This is a genomic window from Dietzia sp. UCD-THP, assembly GCF_000349585.1.
Taxonomy (GTDB): domain Bacteria; phylum Actinomycetota; class Actinomycetes; order Mycobacteriales; family Mycobacteriaceae; genus Dietzia; species Dietzia natronolimnaea_A.
In genome coordinates this window covers 8535-33245 of the sequence record NZ_KB714654.1, presented here as the reverse complement: position 1 = coordinate 33245, position 24711 = coordinate 8535, and the positions used below count along the sequence as shown (strand labels likewise).

Genomic DNA, 24711 nt, shown 5'->3' with positions numbered 1-24711 from the left:
CCCCGGGGCGCCTCGGCTCAGTCCTCGGCGAACGCGTCCAGCGGAGGGCACGAGCACACCAGGTTGCGGTCGCCGTAGGCACCGTCGATCCGACGCACCGCGGGCCAGACCTTCGGGCGCCAGGCCGGCCCCAGCGGGTATCCCGCGAGGCTGCGGGGGTAGGCGTGATCCCACTGGTCCGCGGAGACGCTCTCGGCGGTGTGGGGAGCTCCCCGTAGCGGGTTGTCCTCCACGGTCCACTCCCCCGCCTCGACCCGGGCGATCTCGGCGCGGATCGCCGCCATCGCGTCGCAGAACGCGTCCAACTCGGCCAGGTCCTCACTCTCCGTCGGCTCCACCATCAGGGTGTTGGGGACCGGGAAGCTCATCGTGGGGGCGTGGAACCCGTAGTCCGCCAGTCTCTTGGCCACGTCGTCGATCGAGATGCCCACCGAGTCGATGAGCGGCCGGAGATCGAGGATGCACTCGTGGGCGACCCACCCGCCGTCCCCGGAGTACAGCACCGGGAAGTCCTGACCGATCCGGCGGGCCAGGTAGTTGGCGCTCGCGATCGCCGTGAGGGTGGCGCGACGCAGTCCGTCCGCGCCCATCATGCGGACGTAGGCCCACGTGATGGGGAGGATCGATGCGGACCCGAACGCCGCGGCCGAGACCACCGCGCCCGACCCCAGACCTTCCTCGTACGGGTGGCCCGGCAGGAACTCGCGCAGGTGCTCTGCCACCGCGACCGGGCCGACCCCGGGACCGCCGCCCCCGTGGGGGATGCAGAAGGTCTTGTGCAGGTTGAGGTGGCTCACATCGCCGCCGAACCGCCCCGGCCGGGCCACCCCCACGAGGGCGTTGAGGTTGGCCCCGTCGATGTAGACCTGCCCCCCGGCGTCGTGCACGATCGCGCAGATCTGTTCGATGTCGTGCTCGTACACCCCGTGCGTCGACGGGTAGGTGATCATGATGGCCGAGAGCTCGGCAGCGTGCCGCTCGACCTTCTCCTTGAGGTCGTCGACGTCCACGTCACCGTTCGGCCGACAGCCGACGACGACGACCTTCATCCCGGCCATCACCGCGGACGCGGCGTTGGTCCCGTGTGCCGAGGACGGGATCAGGCACACCCTGCGGTCCTCGTCGCCGCGGGAGCGGTGGTACTGCCGGATCGCCAACAGTCCCGCGTACTCGCCCTGGCTGCCCGCGTTGGGCTGCAGGCTCACCGCGGCGTAGCCCGTGATGTCGACGAGCCACTGCTCGACGTCGGCCACCAGCCGGCGGATGCCGCGGGTCTGCTCGGCCGGCGCGAACGGGTGGAGCCCGGCGAACTCGGGCCACGTGATGGGCTCCATCTCCGTGGTCGCGTTGAGCTTCATGGTGCAGGACCCCAACGGGATCATGGTGCGGTCCAGGGCGAGATCCTTGTCCGCCAGGGCGCGCAGATAGCGCAGCATCGCGGTCTCGGTCCGGTACTTCACGAACGCCTCGTGCTCGAGGAACGGCGAGGTCCGGTCGCCGTAGGCGGGGTCGACCAGGACCTCCAACTCGCCTGCGTCCGCGACGTCGGCCACATCTCCGCCGAACGCCTCGAGGACGAGCGCGACGTGGTCCCCGGTGGTGGCCTCGTCGCAGGCGATGGACACGTGGTCGTCGTCGACCTTCCACAGGTTCACCCCCCGCTCGGCGGCGGCGGCCAGCACCTCGGAAGCGCGGCCCGGCACCCGGGCCAGGACGGTGTCGAAGAAGTCGGCGTGGATCACCTGGACACCGGCCGCCACGAGGCCGTCGGCCAGGACGGCCGCGTGGGCGTGCACGCGCCGGGCGATCGCCGCCAGACCCTCGGCGCCGTGGTACGAGGCGTACATGGCGGCGACCACCGCGAGCAGGACCTGCGCGGTACAGATGTTGGACGTCGCCTTGTCGCGCCGGATGTGCTGCTCCCGCGTCTGCAGGGCCAGCCGGTAGGCCGGCCGACCGTCGGCGTCGGTGGACACGCCCACGAGGCGGCCGGGGAGGTTGCGGGCGTGCGCGGTGCGGCAGGCGAGGAATCCCGCGTGCGGGCCACCGAAACCCATGGGCACGCCGAAGCGCTGGGAGGAACCGAAGCAGGCGTCCGCCCCCTTCTCCCCCGCCGGCGTGAGGACGGAGGCGGCGAGCAGGTCGACGCCCGACGCCACGAGGACACCCCGGTCGTGGCACTGCTCGATCAGCCCGGCGACGTCGGCGACCCGCCCCGAGGCGCCCGGCGTCTGCACGAGTGCGCCGAAGAAGTCTCCCTCGGGTAATCCGTCGTCGATCAGGTTCGCGGTCACGATCTCGATGCCCAGTGGTTCCGCGCGGGTGGCGAGGATCGCGGCGGTCTGGCCGAAGACGTCCGTGTCCACCGCGAAGCGGGGACTCTTGGAGGACCGGTTGGCCCGACGGAGCATCGTCATGGCCTCGGCGGCCGCGGTGCCCTCGTCCAGCATGGAGGCGCCCGCCATGTCCATGCCGGTGAGGTCGGCCACCATGGTCTGGAAGTTCAGGAGCGCCTCGAGCCGGCCCTGGCTGATCTCCGGCTGATACGGCGTGTAGCCCGTGTACCAGGCGGGGCTCTCGACGACGTTGCGGCGGATGACCGCCGGGGTGAGTGTGTCGTAGTACCCCTGGCCGATCATCGAGACCGCGACCTCGTTGCCGTCGGCGAGCACCCGCAGGGCGGCGAGGGTGTCGGCCTCGGACAACGGCTCGGGGAGCGCGTCGATTCCGGCTGCCCGTCCGTCGGGCCCCACCTCGTCGAGAATGACCGAGGGGAACGCGCGTTCGGCGAGCTCGTCGAGCGAGTCCACGCCGATGGTGCGCAGGATGTGGGCCAGGCCGTCGGTATCGGGTCCCAGATGGCGGGCGACGAACTCGCCTCCGGTCCGGGCGGTGTGCGGGGTCGTCGTCACAGGTGCTCCTCGAAGGGCGGGGCCGCCCGGGCGGGCGGCCTGCGGGCCGGTGCTACCCTCTCCGCTCTGTCCCCAACCGGCTGACGCCGGCGCCTGAGAGATTCACGGGGCCCACCTGCGAGCCGCGCTTTCCCCGTGGGCGGGTGGTCTGTTCCACCACTCTCCAGAGGCGTTAGACGACTGCACGGTCCGGGTGCCTGAGAGATTCTCGGAGAGGAGTTGCTCCTTCGGCGCCCGCAGCTGCAGCCGCGGAACTCTCCCGTGAGTCGCGTGAACGCACCGCCGAGTCTAGACGACTCCCGCCGATCAGCCCGTGCGCCGCGAGGCGCGGGCACGCCGACGGGCCGCCAACTCGTCCTCGAGGGGCTCGATCACGTCCTCGGCCGAGACGGTCTCGGCGGGGAACTCGGAGATCGACCCGGCGAGTTCCCGCATCGCGCCGCCGATCCCGATACCGAAGACCCCCTGCCCACCCTGGAGGAGGTCGAACACCTCCTCCTTGGAGGTGCACTCGAACACCGTGCGACCGTCGGAGAACAGGGTGATGGTGGCCAGGTCCTTGACCCCGCGGGAGCGGATCTGGTCCACGGCCTTGCGGATGTTCTGCAGCGAGATGCCGGTGTCGAGCAGCTGCTTGACGATCTTGAGGACGAGGATGTCCTTGAAGGAGTACAGGCGCTGGCTCCCGGACCCGGCGGCGTTGCGGATCGACGGCACCACCAGATCGGTCCGGGCCCAGTAGTCGAGCTGCCGGTAGGTGATGCCGGCGATCTGGCAGGCGATCGGGACCCGGTACCCACTCGTCCCGTCCGGGATCCCGTCGTCGGGGAACAGTCCCGGTTGCACCTCGTCGAACGTGGCCTGGGTGGCCTCGACGTCGCCTCCGAAGAGACCCTCCGTCTGCGTCACGATGGAGGACGACTCCGGATCCCGGGTGTGGTCGGCCACGATTGCTCCCTCAAGCTGTGGGGTGCCTCCGCTGTCGCGACGGCACGGTGCCAGGCCCTGACGGACCCGGTTCCTGAACGTGTGAACACCATCGGTGTAGTTCACTGGGAGCAACGCTAGGCCCGCTCGGGGCTGCGATCAATAGGACACGCGGTAAACCTCAACCTCAAGTTGAACTTGAGACATGGCTGCGACCTGCCAACTGGTGCTGAAGTGACTGTTGGGAGAACCGAAATACCTGGTCGCGATGGTCAGGAGGTGCGGCCGCCGGGCTCCCGCGGGGCGTCGCCCCCGCCGAGGAAGTCGTCCGGGTTCACCTGGTCGAGGAACTCCCGGAACGCCTCGACCTCCTCTTCGCCCTGCTCCACCAGTGAGATGCCGACCTCGTCGAGGACCTCCCGGCTGACGAGAACCGGGGAGGACGTCCTCAGCGCGACCGCCACGGCGTCCGACGGGCGAGCGGACACCCGTCGACCCTCGAAGACGAGCTCGGCGAGGAACGTCCCCTCGGAGACCCCCACGATCTCCACCTGTTCGAGCGGGTGGGAGAAGGTGTCGAGGAGCGTCGCGACGAGGTCATGGGTCAGCGGCCTGCCCGGCTGCACCCCCTGCTGGTGGAGACTGATGGCCGCGGCCTCGGACGCGCCGATCCAGATCGGCACGTACCTGCCCCCGTCCTTCTCGTGCAGGATCAACACCGGCGCGTACTCCGGTTCCTCGAAACGGATACCGACGACGCTCACCTCGCGCATGTTCTGTCCCATGTCCTCCGCCTCTCGCACGCCTGCCAGCCTAGTCCCGAACCGCCCGCGGGCGCTCGCGTCAGGATTCCAACGCGTGACGGACGGCGACGGTGACCAGAGTGGAATGCAACGCCACAGACAGCGCCGCGATCTCCCGGGCCAACTCGGCCGCGCGGTCGCGGGCATCCGCGTCCCCCTGACGGGCCACCGGGCCGGCGATCTGGGTGATCAACCCCGTCTGCCGGTCAGCGGCGGTCCGGAACCCCCGGAGATGACGGACGTCCACACCGTGTCCGCCGAGATCGTGTGCGGTCCGCGCGACCAGGACCGCCTCCGGGTCGAAGAAGCCACCCGCGCCCGGCACGATGAGCCCGGCGTCGATGAGCGACCCCACGAACTCCGCGTCCACCCCCGACTGCGTCACAACGTCCTCGCGGGTGAGACGCAGGACGGTGTCGCTCCGGAAATCGTCCGGGGTCGACCCCGGCACCCCGTCCGCACCGTGCCGCGGGAGCAGGGCAGTGGTGGAACCGTCCGCGATGGCGGAGTCGAGCGCCTCCAACTCCTCCCGGATCACCTTGAGCGGCAGGTACCGGTCCCGCTGCGCCGTGAGCACATAACGCAGTCGCTCACGGTCCTCGACACTGAACCGCCGGTACCCGCTGGCGGTCCGCTCGGGGGTGACCAGGCCTTCGTTCTCGAGGAACCGGACCTTCGACACCGTGAGATCCGGGAAATCCGGACTCAGGAGTGCGATGACGCCACCGATGGAGAGGTGCTTCTCCTCGGCGGCGCCGTGTCCGGCGGCGGTCACTGCCCGGGCGTACCCGTCAGGAACACGAGGCGGAACTTGCCGATCTGCACCTCGTCGCCGTTCGACAGCGATGCCGAGTCCACGGGCTCACGGTTGACGTACGTGCCGTTCAGGGATCCCACGTCGACGACGGTGAAGGTGCCGGCCTCGGTCCTGAACTCGGCGTGGCGACGGCTCACGGTGACGTCGTCCAGGAAGATGTCGCTGTCCGGGTGCCGGCCGGCCGACGTGGTCGACTGGTCCAGGAGGAACCGCGAGCCCGCGTTGGGCCCCCGCTTGACCACCAGCAGCGCCTGCCCCTCGGGCAGGCCCTCGACACCGGTGACGGCGGGCTCGGACTGAGCCGCCTGCTGATCGGACTCGTTGAGAAGCTCAGCGCGGAACACCGAGGTGGTCTCGGCGGTGGCCTCGGGCATGTTCTTGTTCTCGGTCACGTTCGTCTCTCCTCGTCCGAGCCCGGGCGTGGGGCTCACCATGCGGTGCCTGCGATTCTATGTCGGACCGTCCGGCCGCGGGGCCGGGGGCGGTCCCTCCCCCTCAGCCCTCCGTGATCTTGGAGTACCCGTCCGAGTCCAGGGTCTGCTCGAGTTGCGTCTCGAGATCGTCGACGTCCGGGATCTCGAGGACGACGATCCACCCTTCACCGTAGGGATCCGAGTTGACCAGTTCGGGTGAGGTCTCGAGGGCAGTGTTCACCTCGACGACCTTCCCACTGAGCGGGGCGTACAGGTCGGAGACGCTCTTGGGCGACTCGACCTCGCCGAACGGCTCACCCGACTCGGTCTCCCCGCCCACGTCAGGGAGCTGGACAAAGACGATGTCCCCCAACTTGGACTGCGCGTACTCGGTGATGCCGATGCGAACGCGGGTATCGGACACCCGCTCGACCCACTCGTGCTCGTCGGTGTACCGGAGCTGGTCGGGGATGTTCTGGTCGCTCACTGACGTGCCCTTCTCGCGTGGCTCACTTGGCGTGTACATGTGGCGACATTACACACCGCCGGGCGGCTCCACTGAAGTAGATAGGCCGCGGCGCGGGGGGACGGAGCGGGCGATCCTCCAGGCCTGCCACAGGTAAATCGCGCCGCTCCAGCAGTAGAGGCCCACGCCCCAGTACAGGCAGGCTTCGCCCAGGATCATCAACCCCTCCCCTCCGGGGACCCCCGCGTACCCGGCGAGCAGCAGCGGCAGCGACCAGAACAGTGCGAACGTGGCCGCTTTGCCCAGGTAGGTGACCTCGGGGTCGATCCCGCGCCTCCGGTAGACCGGCATGGTCCCCACCAACAAGGCGTCCCTGACCAGCAGAATCACCACCACCCAGACGGGGATGTACCCGGCGACGGCGAAGGCCACCGGGACGGCCGCCACCAGGAGGCGGTCCGCGAGGGGGTCGAGACGCTCGCCCCACGTCGACCGCATGTTCCACAAGCGGGCGATCTTGCCGTCGAGCCAGTCGGAGACCACCAGTGCGCCGAGGAGCCACAGTGCCAGGGGTGGATCGTCCCAGACCAGGATGCTCATCACGAGCACCGGGATCAGAGCGATGCGCGCCAGCGAGATGACGTTGGGGAGCGTCCAGAACCTGTCGCTGACCTCGGGGTCGCGGAGCGGCGGTTCGTACCCGAGGCCGGGCGGCACCGCGGCGGAGAGGTGTCCGTCCCGCGGGGGCGGGATGCGTGCGCCGAGGACCTTGCCCTCACCCGTCCGCCATTCCCGCAGATCGGTCTCCCGCCTGCCCTCCCGCGCCCCACTCATCGGAAGGTCGACATCATCCCGGAGAAGACGTTCCCGCCGGCCGCCATCGGGTTGTCGTGGACCATGTACGTCCACGTCGAGGTGGGCCGCGCCATCGCGTTGGCCACCAGATCCACCCCCGAATCGGTGAACTCGATCTCGGCGAACGTCGTCTCCGACTCACGGACGGCGTCCGAGGCGAGGTCCCTGAAGTGGTCGATCGCGATGCGGTGGAACTCGTCCAGGGGGTTCTCCCGTCCGAGGGCGCGTAGGTGGATGGACTCGCGCACGTCGTTCATCGTCTCCAGGTGACGGGCCCACCCCCGGTCGAGATGCCACAGCATGATGTCGCGGCACCCCTGCACCACGGCGTCGCGGCCGTGGGCCTCCACGAGCTCGGCACTGCGATCGGGATCGTGGGAGGTCAGCTCCTCGAACGCCTTCTCGGTGAGCAGCAGCGCCGCGCGCCGCTCGGCGAGGATCGACCGCTGCTCGGCGAGTAGTCGGCTGTACCGCCAGGTGTTCGAGTGGATCGCGAGCATCTGTCCCTCGGTGACCCGCTGCGCGTGGTCGACCGCGTCGCGTCCTCGGTTGCCCTTGAGCAGCCCACTCATCCGGTCGTGCGCGGTGGGGATCTTCTCGGGCTCCAGCGCCGAGGTCACCACCGGGTCGTCCATGGCGGCGAAGAAGACCGAGCTGCCGGGGTCTCCCTGACGTCCGGCGCGACCTCGGAGCTGGTTGTCGAGCCTCTCCGTCCGATGCCGCCCGGTCCCCACCACGTGCAGTCCGCCGAGTGCGACGACCTCGTCGCGGCGGGCCTCGTCGGACCCGCCCAGTCTGATATCGGTGCCCCGGCCGGCCATCTGGGTGGAGACGGTGACGTTGCCCACGTCGCCCGCCTCGGCGATGATGGCGGCCTCCTCCTCGTCGTTCTTGGCGTTGAGCACGACGCAGTCCACGCCCCTGTCGGACAGGCGTGCGGCGAGTTCCTCCGACTCGGCGACGTCATGGGTCCCCACCAGCACGGGTTGGCCGGTCGAGTGGATGGCGGCGATGTGCTCGACGACGGCGCGGGTCTTGCTGTCGCCGTCGATGTAGGTCCGATCGGCCTCGTCGAACCGGACGCAGGGGGTGTTGGGGTCGATCTGGGACACACCCAACGAGTAGAACTCCCGGAGCTGTGCCCCCGCGGCGAGAGCCGTCCCCGTCATGCCGCACACGCGGTCGTACCTCCCGATGAACGCCTGGACCGTGATGCTGTCGAGGATCTGCCCGGCCTCGGAGACCGCGACGCCCTCCTTGGCCTCGACGGCCGCCTGCAACCCGTCCGGCCACCGCTGCAGCTCGGCGACGCGACCGCGCGAGGCGTTGATCAGCTGGACCCGGCCGTCACGGACGATGTAGTCCACATCCCGCCTCAGCAGAAAGCAGGCGTGCAGTGCCACGTTGACCTGGACCAGCGTGGTGCCCACGTGCTCCGCGTCGTAGAGGTCACCGATCCCCAGTTCCCCCTCGATGGCCTCGGCGCCGTCGTCGGTGAGAAAGATGTTGCGCCGCTCGGAATCGGTCTCGTAGTGGCGACCCGGCCGCAGTTTGCGCACCGCGGAGAGGATCTCCCCCGTGGGCGCCTCCCCGGACGTCGACCCGGCGAGGACCAGCGGGACCAGCGCCTCGTCGACGAGCACCGAGTCCGCCTCGTCGACCAGGGCGACGTCCGTGGTGGGAGCGATGAGATCCGCCGGGTCGGTGACCAGCTGCTCCCGCAGCACATCGAACCCGATCTCGGAGACGGACCCGTAGGTGATGTCGCAGGCGTAGGCCCGGCGACGCTCCTCGCGCGTCGACGACTCGGTCACGTGACCCACCGTCAGGCCCAGGAGCTCGAACATCGGCCCCATCCACCGCGCGTCCCGCGCGGCGAGGTAGTCGTTGACGGAGATGACGTGGACGGTGTGGCCCTGGAGGGCGTATCCGGCCGCCGCGACCGCACCCGCGAGGGTCTTGCCCTCACCGGTCGCCATCTCCACCACATCGCCCGCGAACATCCGCAGGGCGCCCTGGAGCTGGACGTCGAACGGCCTCAGGCCCACAGCGCGGGTCGCGGCCTCCCTGGCCAGAGCCAGGAACCGGGCGAGGTCCTCGGGAGACTCACCGAACAGCTCCAGGCCGTGGGCTTCGTCCGCGAAATCGCCGTCCGCCACCCCCGAGGCCCACTCGTCGAACCCGTGTGACGCCTCGACCGCACTCTGCGCGCGCGAGGTGTCCCGGCCCTGGGTGGAGCCCATCAGCTTCCAGAAGCGGTTGGCGAATCCCACGCGAGGAGTCCTTCCCGGTCAATCGAACAGTTGATGCCACCGTACGCAGCGGCCGAGCCGATCGGCGGCCGACCCCGCCGGTCGCCGCGTCAGCGATTCGGGTCGATCTGCCCGCGCAGCCTCCGCATCGCCTCCGTGGACAGCATCCGGTCACCGGCACGGGCGGCCAGGTGCTCGGCCGTGAGGTCCGCGGGACTGGGCGCGTGCACGGTGGACGGGGGCCGCACCCCGTTCTCCCGGGCGATGTCGTTGAGCCGCGCGGCCTCGGAGACCGCGGCCTCGGCACGGTTCTCCACGGACTCCACCAGTTCGCGGAAGGCGACCGCTCGCTCCACGACCTCCGCCCAGACCTCGTCGATCGCGGCTCCCATCCCGGTCAGGAGGGTGAACCCGTCCCGAGCGGTGGAGAAACCCGGAGTCGACGCCGTCTCGCGCAGGCGGCACAGATCTCCGGCGAGCCCCATCAGCTCGGTCTCCGCGTCGAACTGCAGTCGGATCTCCTCGACGGACCGCCCCCCGCGCACGTAGGCCCGGATCAGCCGGTCGTACATCCCGCCGGCGTCCATGAGTAGCGCCGTGTACATCTCAGGGAGGCGCCGGCTGTCCGCACGGATCCGCGGGAGCGACGGCAGCGAATCCACCACCGCCTGGACACGGTGTGGCAGGACGACCCGGCCCATCTCACGCTGACCGTAGGCCGCGGCGGCGGTCCCCAACTCGACCATGGTCCTGGGCACCATCGGAACCGGCGCCATCGTCGGGGTGGAGGCGAGGGCGTCGAAGAGCCGGCCCCGGTCCTCGGGGTCCAGATGAACGCCGCGCTTACGGTCCGCGCGGATGTCCTTGATCCGATAGGCGAAGACTCCGGCGCCACGAGTGAACCCGGTGCGCAGGCTGACGTACTTCCGATCGAGTTCCGCGAGCCGGGTGCGCAACGCCATCCTCAGGACCGACGGCAACGGGGTCCCCAGCTGACGCCGGAGGTCGTGACGCTGCTCCTCGATCACCCGCAGCTGGTGGAAGCCGCCGATCGTGGGAAAGGGCAGGTTACGGTGCAGACGCGCCAGCACGATCCCCGCGATCCGGGGTTCGACGAGTCCGCAGGCGATCAGAAGTGCGGCCCGGTCGGAGAGTTCCCCCCGACTCGTGGAGGCCTTGCCCGTGCACAGGTCGTCGACGCGGCGGATCAGGCGGGCGCGGGCGTCCTCGCCGTCACCGTCCTGATCGCGACTGGTCATACTCGAGCACCTCTCCCCTGCGCCGGCGGTCACCGCCGATGGACATCATGCTTCCATGATGCCCGCTCCGCCGATCGCACGCCTCCAGTGCTACTCGGACGTGACCCGCACGACCATCTTCCCGGTGTTGGCCCCGCGCATCATGTCGAGGAACGCGTCGACCGTGTTCTCGATGCCGTCGACCACCGTCTCGTCGTAGGCGATCTCTCCGCCGGCGAACCAGGTCGTCATCCGGTCGGTGAACTCGGTGCGCAGGTCGAGGTAGCGGCCGAGGGTGAAGCCCGTGAGAGTCAGTCCCCGAGTGATGATGGTGGCCAGGTTGTCCGGGCCGGGTGTCCTGCCCTCGACGTTGTAGCTCGCTATCGCCCCACACATCGCGATTCGCCCGCCGTCGTTCATCACGTCGAGCGCCGCCTGAAGGTGGTCGCCGCCGACGTTGTCGAAGTAGACGTCGACGCCCTCCGGGACCACTTCGCCGAGCTGATCGCGCACCGGCGCCTCCTTGTAGTTCAGCGCGGCGTCGAAGCCGTACTTCTCGGTGAGCAGCCGCACCTTCTCGGGCGATCCCGCGGATCCGATGACGCGACCGGCACCCAGGAGTCGCGCGATCTGCCCCGCCGCGGTGCCGACCGCGCCGGCGGCGCCGGAGATGAAGACCGTGTCCCCCGGCTTCAGGCCGGCGATCGCGGTGAGTCCCACGTACCCGGTCAGTCCCGTCATGCCGAGGATGCCGAGGTACAGCGAGAGCGGGGCTCCCTCCAGCTCGGGTACGACGGTGAAGGTCGAGGCGTCGGCCTGGACGACGTCCGACCACCCGTGTTGGTGGAGCACCACGCTGCCCACGGGGACGGCGGGGTCGGTGGAGGCGGTGACGCGGCCGACCGCGCCGCCGGTGATGGTCGCGCCGACGGCGTACGGGGCGGTGTAGCTACGCACGTCGTTCATCCGGCCCCGCATGTAGGGGTCGACGGAGACGTAGAGGTTCGAGACCCGGACCTCGCCCGGCCCGACCGGCCCGTAGGTGACGGTGGCGGTGCGGAAGTCCTCGTGCGTCGGCCACCCCGTGGGGCGGGCGGCGAGCTGGATCTGGGTGCTGGTTGCGGAGTCGGTGGCGGTGTGTTTGACGTGGGTCATGGTTCGGCTTTCTGGTGAGGGTGCGTGCGGGGTGCGGGAAGGCAGCGGCGCGGGCTGCTACAGCGCGAGCGCGAGGGCCAGGGCGAGGGCCGAGAGCAGCGGGAGCAGACCCTGCTTGAGGGCGGCCCCCCGCTTGTCGGGAGCGGAACAGAACAGGACGAGCGCCGCCGCGGCCATGGAACCGGCACCGGCGAACAGCAACGCGGCCCCCACGGGCACGACGCCGGCCAGGACGATCCCGATGCCGACCGCCGTGACGATGGCGAGGAAGAGGTTCTAGAACCCCTGGTTGAAGGCCATCTGTTCGGTAGCCCTCGCCTCCTCGGGGCTCGTCCCGAAGACCCGACGGGCGCGGGCGCTCGTCCACATCAGCGATTCGAGCGCGAAGATGATGACGTGCACCAGCGCCGCGAGCGCGGCGAGAACAAGGGAGAAGATGAGCATGGGCTGACCTCGTCGGATCGATGGGGCGGGAGTTCTGAACTGATCGTTCCACTATATACTGGACCGGGCGTTTCACAAACCTGGCATTTGACAAACCGGGCATTTCACAAGAGGAGGCCGACCATGGCTCGCACGCAGGCATTCGACACCGCCGCCGCCGTTCGCTCTGCGCGTGAGGTGTTCTGGGAATCGGGGTACGAGGACGCGGCCATCCCGACCCTCGAACGCGCCACCGGGTTGAATCGCTCCAGCATCTACAACGCCTTCGGCAGCAAGCGCGGTCTCTTCGACGCGGCGGTCGAGAGCTATCTCGACGAGGTGGTCCGTCCGATGCTCCGGCCGTTCGCCGAGACCCCGGTCGCGCCCGACGCGATCGTCGACTACCTCGGCAGACTGCGGAGCACGTTCCTCGACTCCGATTCCCCGGCGTTCGCCCACGGGTGCCTGCTCATCAACTCGGCAACCTCGCCGATCGCGCGGGACGCGGCCGTGCGCGAGGTGGTGGCCGCGTATCGCGAAGAGTTGCGGGCCGCCGTCGGCCGCGGTGTCCTCGCCCACCGCCCCACGCACGACACGGATGCCAACGCCCGGCTCGCCGACGCCTGCACCGCGATGATCGTCGCGGCCTTCGCGCTCACCCGCGTCGACAATGTGGCCGCGCTGCAGTGCATCGACACCGCGATCCGGCTCCTCGACGATCACACCTGATGCCGGGGCGCCTCATGCCGACGCGCCCGGGCCGCCCGACGACGGTCAACGGGCGAGCCACACCCCAACGGTGGGCACGCGGCGCCATACCCCCGCGAGGGGCACCGCGTCGGACGTACCGTCAGCCGATGGGGACTGTTCAGTCATCACGCAACGATCTCCACGCTCTGGAACCGGACGAGTGGCCGGAGTACCTCTCGGCCCGGTCCGGCCTCCCCGGGCCACGCGCCAACCTCTCGCTACTCACTGTCGCCGCCAGGCTGGCGGACGAGCGCGCCATCGAGGCGATGCTGGCCGACGGCGACGAGTATCCCGTGGCGTGCGCCGCCGCGGCCCTCGGAGTGAGAGCGGGCTCCACGCAGTGCGAGGAGCGTGCCCGGGCGCTCGCGACGGATGACCGGTGGCGGGTTCGCGAGGGGGTGGCCATCGGCCTGCAGCTCCTCGGAGACGACACACCCGAGGTGCTGATCGAGCTGGTCCGGCGGTGGGCCGAGGATCCCGAGCCCTATGTCCAGCGCGTCGCCGTGGTGGCGATCTGCGAACCCCGCCTCCTGCGCACCGCCCCGGCGGCGGCCGTCGCCATCGAGGTGTGCCGGCGCTGCACGGACCACCTCACGGCGCTGCCGCCGGCGCAGCGCAAAGACCCCGCGGTCCGCAACCTCCGCCAGGCGTTGGGGTACTGCTGGAGTGTCGCCGTGGCAGCGGATCCCGAGCCCGGGCTCACTGCGTTTCAGGAGCTGCCGACCGACGACCCCGACGTCCAGTGGATCGTCACGCAGAATCTGCGCAAGAAGCGACTGTCGGCGCTGCTGTGACTGCTGCCCTCCCGGGGACGGGAGCCGTCCGTCATCTCACCTGCCGCCGCGGAGCGGCACCCCCACGTCCCCGCCCGACTCCTCGGTGATGCGGCGGCCCATCTGCACGAACGTCGGCTCGGAGAGGAACCCCCCGGCGAAGAGCGCCTGCCCTTGGGCGAACGACGCCGAGCGTCGGATCTGGTCTTCGCCTGCGAACCCGAACACCCCCGCGAGCTCCTTCAGGTCCCTGGGCGAGTTGACCCTCATGAGGCCGAGGTTGTCGCACTGGGAGAGCACGTTGGGGTGGATCTTGTTGGGTCGCTGGGTGGAGAGCAACAACCACAAGCCGAACTTGCGGCCCTCCGCGGCGATCTGGACCAGTTGCCGGGTGAGGGCACGCTCGACATCGGTCTGAGGGTCTGGTGGGCAGATGTTGTGCGCCTCGTCGATCACGATGAGGATCGGCTTCCGGTCCTCGCGCCGTGTCCACAGGTGCTCCAGGACCGCTAGTGCCGCGACCTTGGATTCGGCCGGGTGAGTGAAGCCTCCGAGGTCCATCACCGTAGCGCGTGGTCGTTGATCGATCACGTCGACGACGGAACCTGCGCCCCTGGACCACAGGTCCCACTCGAGCACCTGGAGGTTCTCCATCCGGTAGGACAGCCGGACCTCCCCCGGGTCGGACGACTGCCGGAACGCCGCGAGCGCGCCCGCCGAGTCGAAGTTCTCGGCGCGGACCTCCGCCCGCAACAAGACGTTGTACTCCTCCGCGTCCGCGATCGGATCGAGTTGGAGCAGGGCGGCCTTCGACGCCGGGGTCAGGTCCACGTAGCGGGCGCGCAGCCGCCCCGCGGGACTCTTCCCCGAGCCATCCCCCGAGCTGCCTGACGAGTCGCCCGGCGAGTCGCCCGATGAGCGCAGCACCCGGATGTCGAGCTCCGCGAGCCGGGCCGCCTCCGCCGCGCTGGCATCCTCGCGGGCCTCGGGCAGCCTGACGAAGTCCGCGTTCGGGTCCAGGATGACCATCGGGAGCTCGGTGTGCAGCAGCAACTGCTCCAGGACAACTCCCAACGCGTAGGTCTTCCCGCTACCGCTCTGCCCGCACCAGAAGGTGTGGCGATTGAAGCGACGGGCGTCGAGGGTCACGGGCTCCCCCGGAACATCGACGCCCGAACCGATCACGAGCCCGGTCATTCTGTCTCCATTCGTTTTAATTGCCCAGCGTAACCCACAAATCAGTTGCTCCTCGGGAGACTGCAGAGACCCGAGATCGTGGGTTCCATCGGTCCGACGCCCCCCCATCCAACCCCGGTGGTAAGGCATCGAAGGTCTTCCGCGGGGCCGGTCAGGTGGGAATGATTGGACTAGGGCCGCCGCTGCCGCTCGTGGCCGCCGCGCCCCGCCGACCCACGAAAGGTCACTCCATGAGTTCCACGCCCCCTATCGACAACCCCACAGCGTCAGCGAACCCCGGCCGGTTCACCGCATGGCCCCTTTGGGCGGTGCTCGCCGGTGCGGCCGGGCTGGTCGGGACCGTCGCGACAGACCTCCGACCCGACGCTGAGGTGGAGGCGATCAACCGCGGCGAGAGCCACGCCGTCGTCCCGGCCGACATGATCGGCCTCGATCCCGCGATCGGCCGGATCGGATTCCTGGCGGGCCTGCTCGCCGTCTTCGCCCTGATTGTCTTCGCCGCAGCCTGGCGCCGACACGTCGAGACCCGGTTCACCCGCTCCACGGCCGCCAGGGTCGTGAGCATCGGCCTGATCGCGTCCGCGGGGGCGCTCATCCTGGGGTACGGGTGGCGAGGTGCCCTGGCCAACTACCTCGGCCCGGAGGCGGGCGCGTACGGCGAGGAGGGACTGTTCGTCTACTACATGCTGACCGACTTCGGCGCGTACATCCCGTGGACCGGGCTCATCGCCTCGGCGCTCGCGCTGGCCTGGATGGCGTGGGTAGAGCGGGACGTCTCCCGCATCCTCGGGACGGTCGCGGCGATCCTCGGTGTGGGGACGCTCGGCGCCGTGGTGGTGTCCGGGGTCCCCGGACTCCCCGGGATCCTCATGCCGTTCTGGCTTGTCGTCACCGGAATCTGGCTCGCCGTGGGACGCAGCCCAATCGCGCACTCGTCGGAGCCCGTCGCCTAGGAGCGATGTCGGAGCGGAACAACCGTGGGCGCACATGACTCAGGGGCGGTCTCCCGAGTGGGAAACCGCCCCTGAGATCGTCATCTTTGCGTCGGGCTGACAGGATTTGAACCTGCGACCCCTTGACCCCCAGTCAAGTGCGCTACCAAGCTGCGCCACAGCCCGCCCGCCACCGCTCTCGCGGCGACTGGATCAGACTAGCGCACGGCTATCGGCGCACTCCAATCGCCTGGTCACTTGCGCTGTCGGCGCTCCTTGACGCGCACGTTCACCCGGACCGGAGAGCCGTCGAAACCGAAGGTCTCGCGCAGGCGACGCTCGAGGAACCGCCGGTAGCCGGCCTCCAGGAACCCGGTGGAGAAGAACACGAACGTGGGCGGCCGGGTGGTGGCCTGGGTGCAGAAGCGGATCCGCGGCAGCTTGCCGCCGCGCATCGGCGGCGGGGTGGCCGCTACAACCTCGCTCATCCACGTGTTGAGCGGACCCGTGGGGATGCGCTTGTCCCAGGAGTCGAGTGCGCCCTCCATCGCCGGCACCAGCTTGGCCAGGGCACGCCCGGTGGTGGCCGAGATGTTCACCCGGTAGGCCCAGGTCAGGATCTTGGACAGTTCCCGGTCGATCTCCTTGTCCAGGTCGTACCGGCGGTCCTCGTCCACCAGGTCCCACTTGTTGAAGGCGATCACGAGCGCCCGACCGGCGTCGGCGACCATGGAGATCACCCGCAGGTCTTGCTCGGTGATCGGTTCCGAGGCGTCCAGCAGCAGCACCACGACCTCGGCGGCCTCGATGGCCCCGCGGGTCCGCAGCGAGGCGTAGTACTCGTGCCCGTAGGCCTGGTTGACCTTGCGTCGCAGGCCGGCGGTGTCGACGAAGCGCCACGTCTTGCCACCCAGCTCGACGAGCGAGTCCACGGGATCGACGGTGGTGCCGGCGACGTTGTCGACCACCGACCTCTCCTCGCCGGTGAGCTTGTTGAGCAGGCTCGACTTCCCGACGTTGGGCTTGCCGACCAGCGCCACGCGCCGCGGCACGTCGGTCGTCTCCCGCATCCGGGCCTTGGACGGGAGTTGGCGCAGGATCTCGTCGAGCAGGTCCGCGGTGCCCCGGCCGTGCGCGGCGGAGATGGCATAGGGCTGGTCGAGCCCCAGCCCCCAGAATTCGGCCGCCTGGAGCTCGGCCTTCTCGCTGTCCACCTTGTTGACCGCCAGGATCACCGGGGTTTTCGAGCGGCGCAGGCTCTTGGCCACCGTCTCGTCCGCGGCGGTGATGCCCACGGTCCCGTCGCACACCAAGACGATGAGGTCGGCGGTGCCCATCGCGATCTCGGCCTGCTGCGCGATGGAGCGGTGCATGCCCTTGGCGTCCTGCTCCCACCCACCGGTGTCCTGGACCATGAACGTGCGGCCGTTCCACAGGGCCTCATAGGAGACGCGGTCCCGGGTCACGCCGGGGACGTCCTCCACCACGGCCTCGCGGCGGCCGATGATCCGGTTGACCAGCGTGGACTTGCCCACGTTGGGGCGCCCCACGATGGCGACGGTGGGCAGGATCTCCACCCCGTCGAGTTCGGCGCCGATCTCGTCGGCCCACTCCTCGGCCACGGCGTCCCAGTCGGTGTCGTCGTTCCAACCGTCCTCGACGGTCTCCTCGACCGGTCCGGTGGGCAGGTCGAAGTCCTCGTTGCTGGTCATCGTGTGTTCCCTTCTGCGGCGTCGCCGTGCGACGCGTCGGTGCCCTCCGCGAGTGCGACCAACCGGTCGAGCACCTCGTCGAGGGTGAGGTCTGAGGTGTCGAGGACTATCGCGTCGTCCGCGGGGCGGAGCGGGCTCGCGGCGCGGGTGGAGTCCTTGCGGTCACGCTCGATCACCGCTGCCAGCACCTCGTCGTAGTCGGCGTCGCGTCCCGCGAGGCGATCCTGGTCGGTTCGGCGGCGGGCCCGGATCTCCGGGCTCGCGGTGAGGTACACCTTGACCTCGGCGTCGGGGAGCACCACCGTGCCGATGTCGCGGCCCTCGAGGACGACGGTGCCGCCCCCGGACGCCAGGCGCCGCTGCAGGCCGACCAGGTTGGCCCGGACCTCCGGGACGGCGGAGACCGCCGAGACGCCTGCGGTGACGCGGGCGGTGCGGATCTCGTCGCTCACGTCCTCACCGGCGAGCAGGATCCGCTCGGATCCCGCGTCGGTGCCGATCTCCATCGGCAGGTCGGCGGACGTGGCGATCACCGCCGCGGCGTCCTCCGGGTCGATCCCGGCGCGCAGCACCTGGAGGGTGGCCACCCGGTACATCGCACCGGTGTCGAGGTAGGCCCCGCCGAGCCGTTCGGCGAGCAGGCGGGCCAGGGTGGACTTTCCGGTGCCCGCGGGACCGTCGATCGCGATCCGGCGCCGACGGGGGCCGTCCGGCACGGTCGGTCCGGCCGGCGCGCTCACAGGCCCACCGCCGCGTAGAGATCCGAGACCTCTTTGCGGCCCAGCTTGCGGAAGCTGCCCGCGCGCTGGTCCCCCAGCGCGACGGCTCCGAAACGAGTCCGTACCAGCGACTCGACCGGGTGGCCGACCTCGCTCAGCAGACGGCGGACGATGTGCTTGCGCCCCTCGTGCAGCACGACCTTGACCAGCGACCGCCCCTCGTGGACGTCGAGCACCGAGAACTGGTCGACCTTCGCGGGACCGTCCTCGAGTTCGACCCCCTCGCGCAGAGTCTTGCCGACACCCTTGCCGACGACGCCCGTCACGGTGGCCATGTAGGTCTTGGACACCTCGTAGGACGGGTGCATCAGCCGGTGCGCGAGTTCGCCGTCGTTCGTCACCAACAACAACCCCTCGGTGTCGGCGTCCAGGCGACCCACGTGGAAGAGCCGCTGACCGGCGTCGACGCGATCGGCGACCAGGTCGCCCACGCAGGGACGACCCATGTCGTCGGACATGGTGGTGTGGTACCCGCGGGGCTTGTTGAGCGCCAGGTAGACCAGGTTGTCGTCGAGGACGATCCGGGTGCCGTCGACCCTGATCACGGCCGTGGCGGGATCGACCTTCACGCCCATCTCGCGCACGATCTTCCCGTTGACCTCCACGCGCCCACGGGCGATGAGGTCCTCCGAGGCCCTGCGGGAGGCGATCCCGGCCTGGGCCAGGATCTTCTGGAGTCGTACCGGTGAGCCGTCTCGGCCAGCGGACTCTGTCATGAGTAAGTCACATCTCTTCGTTCTGGTGGTCGTTGGTGAGGTCGGGGTCGGGGTCGGGCGCTGCGGTTCTGCGCCGCCCCAGGGGTATCCGCGGGTCCTCCGCGGGGTCGTCGCTCATCTCGTCGACCAGGTCGACATCCGGCAGCAACGGGGCGATGTCCGGGAGCTCGTCGAGCGACGTCAGCCCCAATCTTTCCAGAAAGAGCTCCGTGGTCCTATACAGGAGGCCCCCTGTGTCCGGGTCGGTGCCGCATTCCACGGTCAGACCACGGGCCACGAGGGTCCGCATGACCCCGTCCACGTTGACCCCGCGGACCGCCGCCACGCGTGACCGGGTGACGGGCTGCCGGTAGGCGATCACCGCCAACGTCTCGAGCGCAGCCCGCGTGAGGGTCGACCGGGTGCCATCGGTGAGCAGCCGCTCTACGTACGGGGCGAACTCCCGACGGGTGTAGAGGCGCCATCCCTCCTCGGTGCGCCTCAGGTCGATCCCGCTGCCGCGGGCCGTGAGGTCGTCCCGCCAGCCGCGCAGCTCGGCCGCCACCTCAGCAGGTGTCGAGTCCGCCGCCTCAGCGAGCGCCCCCTCGGCGGTCGGTTGGTCCACGACCAGTAGGAGCGCCTCGAGTCGGGACCGCAGCGGCGATGACGTGTCGCTGCCGAGTTCGTCGTCGTCGAGCCCGTCGTCTCCCACCGCGCCGCCCGCGCGCGTGTCGTCGTCGTCAGTCACATCCATTCGTCCCTCCCGCGTGTCACCTCGGCGGCCTCCTCACCCGTCCAACTCACCGACAGGTCACCGAGCGCCTCGTCCTGGGCGAGCGCGACCGCGCGCGCCCTGTACAACTCCAACAGGGCGAGGAACCTGGCGACGACGACGAGGGAGTCGCCGCACCCGGAGACCAGGTCCCGGAAGTCCACCCACTGGCCCCGTCCCCGGAATCTCAGCAGCTCCAGGACGCGGGCGGCCTGCTCGGGGACGGAGACGGTCGGGGTGTGGACGTGGGAGACCCCCACCTCCTCCACGGGCCGGGGGCGAAACGCCACGGCGGCGATGGTGGCGAACTGCTCCACATCCACCCCCAGCTCCACCTCGGGCAACACGTCCAGGAACTCGTCGTCCGGGCCGGCCGTCCGCGGATGGGAGTGACGGGCGGTCCTGTCCAGCTCGGCGAACAGCTCGGCCACCTGGCGGAACGCCCGGAACTGCAGGAGCCGCGCGAAGAGCAGATCTCGGGCCTGGAGCAGCGCCAGATCCTCCGGGTCCTGGACCTCACCGGACGGCACGAGCCGCGCCGTCTTGAGGTCGAGCAGGGTGGCCGCCACCACGAGGAACTCGGTGACCTCCTCGAGGCCCGCCTCCCGGCCCAGCTCGCGGGCGTGCGCGATGAACTCGTCGGTCACCATGTGGAGCGCGACCTCGGTCACGTCGAGGCGGCGCGAGTCGATGAGTCCCAGGAGCAGGTCGAACGGGCCGGTGAAGTTGGCCAGGTGGACGGTGAACGCGCGCGGTTCCCCGGCCTCGGCGACCCCGTCTCCGTCCCCGTCCCCGGAGGGGGCCCCGGGCAGGTCCTCGGGCGTGTCCCCGACGCCACTCACCGGACCGGTCACCGGAGCGCTCATCTACCGCGCTGGATGACCTCGCGAGCCAGCGCCCGGTAGGCCTGCGCTCCCGCGGATCTGGGCGCCCACGTGGTGATGGGTTCGCCGGCGACGGTGGTCTCCGGGAACCGGACCGTCCGGGTGACGAGGGTGTCGAAGACCTTGTCACCGAACACCTCGACCACTCGGCCGAGGACATCGCGGGCGTGGACCGTCCGCCGGTCGAACATGGTGATGAGGATGCCGGACAGGTGCAGGCGCGGGTTGATCCGGTCACGGACCTTCTCGATGGTGTCCGTCAACAGTGCGAGCCCGCGCAGCGAGAAGTACTCACACTCCATCGGGATCAGCACCCCGTCCGAGCAGGCCAACGCGTTGACGGTGAGCAGGCCCAGCGACGGCTGGCAGTCGATCAGCACATAGTCGTACCTGTCGAGCACCGGGTACAGCGCGCGGCCCAGCGCCTGCTCCCGACCCACCTCGTTGACCAGTTGGATCTCCGCGGCGGACAGGTCGATGTTCGCGGGGATCAGGTCCACCCCCTCCACCCGGGTCCGGACCAGCACCTCCTCGGTCGACACGGTGGTGTCCACCAGCAGGTTGTAGACCGTCAGCTCCAGCTGGTGGTGCGGGATGCCCAGACCCGCCGACAGCGCACCCTGGGGGTCGAGATCCACCACGAGGACCCTCCGGCCGTATTCGGCGAGCGAGGCGGCGAGGTTGATCGTGCTGGTGGTCTTGCCCACCCCGCCCTTCTGGTTGCACATCGAGAGCACCACCGCGGGACCGTGGGAGGTGAGCGGCTGGGGCTCAGGGATCGCCGAGAAACCCTCGCCGGCCGCCGGGTCGTCGGCGCCCAGGAGTTCCGCGCGGGAGAACAGTGCGGGATCCATTGTCCCAGAGTCCTGCGCCACCCGCGTCTCCTCTCGCTGCGTCGTCGCCTGCGCCCAGGCCGGTCCCCGGTCACGTTACCGTGCCCGGGGGTGACACTCGGCCCAGACCTCGCGGAGCGTCTCGACGGTGACGAGGGTGTAGACCTGGGTCGTGGTGACCGAGGCGTGCCCCAACAGCTCCTGGACCACCCGGATGTCAGCCCCGCCGTCCAGCAGGTGGGTCGCGAAGGAGTGCCGGAACGAGTGCGGGGAGACCTCAGACCCGGCGCCCGCCCTCTGGGCGGACGCCGAGACCACGTTCCACAGACTCTGCCGGGTGATGCGCCCGCCGCGGGCGTTGAGGAAGAGCGCCGGCCCACCTCGAACGGCCAGGGCGGGTCGGGCGCGCACCAGGTAGGCGCCGACCGCGTTGCAGGCCGGGCGCCCCACGGGGACCACCCGCTCCTTGCCCCCCTTCCCGCGCAGGATCACCGTGCCCCCGTCCGGGCGGTCCAGACCGTCGAGATCGTCCACGTCGAGACCGACGAGCTCGGCCGCTCGCGCCCCGGTCGCGTAGAGGAGCTCGAGCATCGCCCGGTCCCGCAGGCGGGCGGGATCGGTGTCCACCTCGGTTGCGCCGGCGGCCTCGATCACCGCGATGATCCGGTCCACGGGGAGCGCCTTGGGAAGTCGCCGCGGCGGCCGCGGCGGGGTCACGGCGGCCGCGGCGTCGACACGGGTCACACCGTCCCTCGTAGCGAACCGGTGCAGTCCCCGGACCGCGGCCAGCGCACGGGCGACAGAACTGGGCGCGAGCGCTCTCCTGCCGACGTCCGGGTCAGCGGTGGCGAGCCCCGCCCGGAACTCTTCGACATGCGATTCGGTCACGGCCCCGAGATCCCCGATCCCCGCCTCCGACAGGTAGCGCCGGTACTTCTCCAGGTCACGCCGGTAGGCGGCGAGGGTGTGGGCGGAGGCCCCCTGTTCGACGGCGAGGTGGTCGAGGTAACCGCGGATCTGGACCGCGGCGCCGTCGTGAGGTGTCATCGCGGGACGGACAGCGTCATCGGGGGGACGGCCGGCCTCATCGCTGACGCCCGGTCAGCGCCCGGCGAGTGTCGCCCGTGCGGCGAGGATGCCGGCGACGGCGATGCCGTTGACGATGCGCCCGTCCAGCACGGCGTCCACGGCGTCGGTGAACGGGATCCGAGTGACCTCCATGTCCGCCTCCTCGTGATGGGCCTCCGGACGATCCACCTCACTCAGCTCCCTGGCCAGGAACACGTGGACGCGCTCGGTACAGAAACCCGGTGACGGGACGATCGAGATGACAGGCTCCCAGAACCGCGCCTCCAACCCGGTCTCCTCGACCAGCTCACGCTGTGCGGTCTCCACGGGCTGCTCCCCCTCGACGTCGCACAGCCCCGCCGGCAGCTCCCAGAGTCGCTCCCCCACCGCGTGGCGGTACTGACGGACCAGCGTGATCTGATCGGCGTCGTCGAGCGCGATCACCGCGACCGCGTCGTCATGCCCGCAGATCTCACGCTGGGCGGTCCCCCCGCCCGGCATGGTGAGGGTGTCCACACGCAACCGGACTATCCGGCCGTCGAAGACCTCCCGGCTGGCGACGGTTCGGTAGTCGTGCGACCCGGGGGCGCCGAAGTCGGCCACCGGTGATCAGCTCCCGTCGGCGCGCACGTCGGAGGTCAGTTCGGCGGCAACGTCATCGACGCGCACGCTGGACGTCCCGGCGTCCGGCGCGGCGACGGTCGCCGGAGCGGACTCCCCCGACTGGTCGGCCCGCCACGGCTCGACCGGCAGCCGCATCTCGTTCTCGTAGTCCAGGGCCGCCTTGATGAAGGCGACGAACAACGGGTGCGGGCGGGTGGGCCGCGACTTGTACTCCGGATGAGCCTGCGTGGCGACGAAGAACGGGTGCTGCTCCCGCGGGTACTCGACGAACTCCACCAGGTGACCATCGGGCGAGGTGCCCGAGAACCGCAGACCGGACTCGGCGACCCTGTCCCGGTAGGCGTTGTTGACCTCGAACCGGTGCCGGTGCCGTTCGGAGATCTCGGTGGCGCCGTACGCCTCGGCGACCAGCGACCCCTTGCTCAGAACCGCCGGGTACGCGCCCAGGCGCATGGTGCCCCCCAGGTCGGCGTTGCCCGCCACGGCGTCGACCTGGTCCGCCATCGTGGAGATCACCGGGTGCTCGGTGTCGGGCTCGAACTCCGTCGAGGACGCGCCCTCGAGTCCCACCGACCGGGCCGCCTCGATCACCGAGCACTGCAGTCCCAGGCACAGGCCCAGCAAGGGGATCCCGTTCCTGCGGGACCACGAGATCGCGCCGAGCTTGCCCTCGATCCCCCTGATGCCGAAGCCGCCGGGGATCAGCATGCCGTCGACTCCCCGGAGGGCCTCCCGCGCGCCGGCCTCGGTGGCGCAGGCGTCGGATTCCACCCACCGGATGTTGACCCGCGCCCGGTGGGCGAAGCCACCCGCGCGCAGGGCCTCGGTCACCGAGAGGTAGGCGTCGGGCAGGTCGATGTACTTGCCGACCAGGGCGATCTCGACCTCCTCGCGGGGCTCATGCACCCGCCTGAGCAGCTCGCCCCACACGGTCCAGTCGACGTCCCGGAAGGGGAGATTGAGCTTGCGGATGACGTGGGTGTCGAGGTGCTCGCCGAAGAGGACCTTGGGGATGTCGTAGATGCTGGGCGCGTCGGGGGTCGAGACGACGCCCTCGAGGTCCACGTCGCACATGAGCGCGATCTTGGACTTCAGTCCGTCCGGCACCTCGCGGTCGCAGCGCAGGACCAGGCCGTCGGGGACGATGCCGATGGACCGGAGCGCCGCCACGGAGTGCTGGGTGGGCTTGGTCTTGAGCTCGCCCGAGGGTGCGAGATACGGAACCAGCGACACGTGGAGGAAGAAGATGTTCTCGCGACCGACCTCGTGGCGGACCTGCCGACAGGCCTCCAGGAAGGGCTGCGACTCGATGTCGCCGACGGTGCCACCGACCTCGGTGATCACGACGTCCGGGCGGCGCCCCTGCTCGTCGGGAGCGCCCATCGCGATGATGCGCTCCTTGATCGCGTCGGTGATGTGCGGGATCACCTG

General features: G+C 70.1%; 23 protein-coding genes, 1 tRNA gene, 1 pseudogene and 1 riboswitch. Of the genes and pseudogenes, 3 read left to right on the top strand and 22 right to left on the bottom strand.

The window, feature by feature from the left end:
- Positions 1 to 17: 17 nt before the first annotated feature.
- The 11 genes and pseudogenes from gcvP to H483_RS33275 all read right to left on the bottom strand — a co-directional run bounded on the left by gcvP (position 18) and on the right by H483_RS33275 (position 12282).
- Positions 18 to 2912 carry an aminomethyl-transferring glycine dehydrogenase gene (gene gcvP, locus H483_RS33325; protein ID WP_017837691.1) on the bottom strand — a complete coding sequence of 965 codons (2895 nt, stop codon included), beginning with the start codon at positions 2910 to 2912 and terminating at the stop codon, positions 18 to 20.
- 175 nt (positions 2913 to 3087) lie between these two features.
- Positions 3088 to 3184: riboswitch (glycine riboswitch) on the bottom strand.
- A gap of 34 nt (positions 3185 to 3218) precedes the next feature.
- On the bottom strand, positions 3219 to 3821 hold the full coding sequence (locus H483_RS33320; RefSeq protein ID WP_031265047.1) for a MerR family transcriptional regulator: 603 nt from the start codon (positions 3819 to 3821) through the stop codon (positions 3219 to 3221).
- Positions 3822 to 4111: 290 nt separating this feature from the next.
- Positions 4112 to 4612: a bifunctional nuclease family protein gene (locus H483_RS33315; protein WP_042329984.1), complete on the bottom strand. Its 501-nt coding sequence runs from the start codon at positions 4610 to 4612 to the stop codon at positions 4112 to 4114.
- A 70-nt stretch (positions 4613 to 4682) separates the two neighbouring features.
- Positions 4683 to 5417 (bottom strand): MerR family transcriptional regulator, encoded by a 735-nt coding sequence (locus H483_RS33310; protein WP_017837688.1) that lies wholly within the window; start codon positions 5415 to 5417, stop codon positions 4683 to 4685.
- Positions 5414 to 5833 (bottom strand): FHA domain-containing protein, encoded by a 420-nt coding sequence (locus H483_RS33305; RefSeq protein WP_031265046.1) that lies wholly within the window; start codon positions 5831 to 5833, stop codon positions 5414 to 5416. Before H483_RS33305 ends, H483_RS33310 begins: the two co-directional genes overlap by 4 nt.
- A 121-nt stretch (positions 5834 to 5954) precedes the next feature.
- Positions 5955 to 6398, bottom strand: coding sequence for a glycine cleavage system protein GcvH (gene gcvH, locus H483_RS33300; protein ID WP_193746889.1), 444 nt, complete (start codon positions 6396 to 6398; stop codon positions 5955 to 5957).
- A 9-nt stretch (positions 6399 to 6407) separates the two neighbouring features.
- A complete protein-coding gene (locus H483_RS33295; protein WP_017837685.1) occupies positions 6408 to 7172 on the bottom strand; it encodes a CDP-alcohol phosphatidyltransferase family protein in 765 nt (254 codons plus the stop codon).
- Positions 7169 to 9466: an accessory Sec system translocase SecA2 gene (gene secA2 / locus H483_RS33290; RefSeq protein ID WP_017837684.1), complete on the bottom strand. Its 2298-nt coding sequence runs from the start codon at positions 9464 to 9466 to the stop codon at positions 7169 to 7171. The genes H483_RS33295 and secA2 overlap by 4 nt, the downstream gene beginning before the upstream one ends.
- An 89-nt stretch (positions 9467 to 9555) precedes the next feature.
- Positions 9556 to 10704 carry a hypothetical protein gene (locus H483_RS33285; RefSeq protein WP_017837683.1) on the bottom strand — a complete coding sequence of 383 codons (1149 nt, stop codon included), beginning with the start codon at positions 10702 to 10704 and terminating at the stop codon, positions 9556 to 9558.
- A 90-nt stretch (positions 10705 to 10794) separates the two neighbouring features.
- Positions 10795 to 11838: an NADP-dependent oxidoreductase gene (locus H483_RS33280; RefSeq protein ID WP_017837682.1), complete on the bottom strand. Its 1044-nt coding sequence runs from the start codon at positions 11836 to 11838 to the stop codon at positions 10795 to 10797.
- A 57-nt stretch (positions 11839 to 11895) separates the two neighbouring features.
- Positions 11896 to 12282, bottom strand: a pseudogene (locus tag H483_RS33275) (DUF1304 domain-containing protein).
- Positions 12283 to 12405: 123 nt separating this feature from the next.
- Between H483_RS33275 and H483_RS33270 the strand changes: the two are divergent.
- Both H483_RS33270 and H483_RS33265 read left to right on the top strand, forming a co-directional pair.
- Positions 12406 to 12990, top strand: coding sequence for a TetR/AcrR family transcriptional regulator (locus tag H483_RS33270; RefSeq protein ID WP_017837679.1), 585 nt, complete (start codon positions 12406 to 12408; stop codon positions 12988 to 12990).
- 128 nt (positions 12991 to 13118) lie between these two features.
- The gene (locus H483_RS33265; protein WP_017837678.1) at positions 13119 to 13805 is read left to right on the top strand and encodes a HEAT repeat domain-containing protein; all 687 of its coding nucleotides are present in this window, start codon (positions 13119 to 13121) and stop codon (positions 13803 to 13805) included.
- 36 nt (positions 13806 to 13841) lie between these two features.
- Here the strand turns inward: H483_RS33265 and H483_RS33260 are convergent, their stop codons facing one another.
- The gene (locus tag H483_RS33260; protein WP_017837677.1) at positions 13842 to 14981 is read right to left on the bottom strand and encodes an ATP-binding protein; all 1140 of its coding nucleotides are present in this window, start codon (positions 14979 to 14981) and stop codon (positions 13842 to 13844) included.
- 230 nt (positions 14982 to 15211) lie between these two features.
- Here H483_RS33260 and H483_RS33255 point away from each other — a divergent pair, with 230 nt between their 5' ends.
- Positions 15212 to 15934, top strand: a complete 723-nt coding sequence (locus H483_RS33255) for a hypothetical protein (protein ID WP_081615215.1) — start codon at positions 15212 to 15214, stop codon at positions 15932 to 15934.
- 91 nt (positions 15935 to 16025) lie between these two features.
- Here H483_RS33255 and H483_RS33250 read toward each other — a convergent pair.
- The 10 genes from H483_RS33250 to H483_RS33205 all read right to left on the bottom strand — a co-directional run.
- Positions 16026 to 16099, bottom strand: a tRNA-Pro gene (locus tag H483_RS33250).
- 68 nt (positions 16100 to 16167) lie between these two features.
- A complete protein-coding gene (der, locus tag H483_RS33245) occupies positions 16168 to 17625 on the bottom strand; it encodes a ribosome biogenesis GTPase Der (protein ID WP_017837675.1) in 1458 nt (485 codons plus the stop codon).
- The gene (gene cmk, locus H483_RS33240) at positions 17622 to 18365 is read right to left on the bottom strand and encodes a (d)CMP kinase (protein ID WP_017837674.1); all 744 of its coding nucleotides are present in this window, start codon (positions 18363 to 18365) and stop codon (positions 17622 to 17624) included. Before cmk ends, der begins: the two co-directional genes overlap by 4 nt.
- Positions 18362 to 19120 carry a pseudouridine synthase gene (locus H483_RS33235; protein ID WP_017837673.1) on the bottom strand — a complete coding sequence of 253 codons (759 nt, stop codon included), beginning with the start codon at positions 19118 to 19120 and terminating at the stop codon, positions 18362 to 18364. Before H483_RS33235 ends, cmk begins: the two co-directional genes overlap by 4 nt.
- A gap of 7 nt (positions 19121 to 19127) precedes the next feature.
- Positions 19128 to 19853, bottom strand: a complete 726-nt coding sequence (gene scpB / locus H483_RS33230; protein WP_031265045.1) for an SMC-Scp complex subunit ScpB — start codon at positions 19851 to 19853, stop codon at positions 19128 to 19130.
- Complete coding sequence (locus tag H483_RS33225; protein WP_081615214.1) at positions 19844 to 20737, bottom strand: ScpA family protein; 894 nt, start codon at positions 20735 to 20737, stop codon at positions 19844 to 19846. The genes scpB and H483_RS33225 overlap by 10 nt, the downstream gene beginning before the upstream one ends.
- Positions 20734 to 21609, bottom strand: coding sequence for a ParA family protein (locus H483_RS33220; protein WP_017837670.1), 876 nt, complete (start codon positions 21607 to 21609; stop codon positions 20734 to 20736). The genes H483_RS33225 and H483_RS33220 overlap by 4 nt, the downstream gene beginning before the upstream one ends.
- A gap of 75 nt (positions 21610 to 21684) precedes the next feature.
- On the bottom strand, positions 21685 to 22635 hold the full coding sequence (locus H483_RS33215) for a site-specific tyrosine recombinase XerD (protein WP_017837669.1): 951 nt from the start codon (positions 22633 to 22635) through the stop codon (positions 21685 to 21687).
- 54 nt (positions 22636 to 22689) lie between these two features.
- A complete protein-coding gene (locus H483_RS33210) occupies positions 22690 to 23259 on the bottom strand; it encodes an NUDIX hydrolase (RefSeq protein ID WP_017837668.1) in 570 nt (189 codons plus the stop codon).
- 6 nt (positions 23260 to 23265) lie between these two features.
- The coding region (locus H483_RS33205) for a CTP synthase (RefSeq protein WP_017837667.1) at positions 23266 to 24711 on the bottom strand (1446 nt) is incomplete at its 5' end.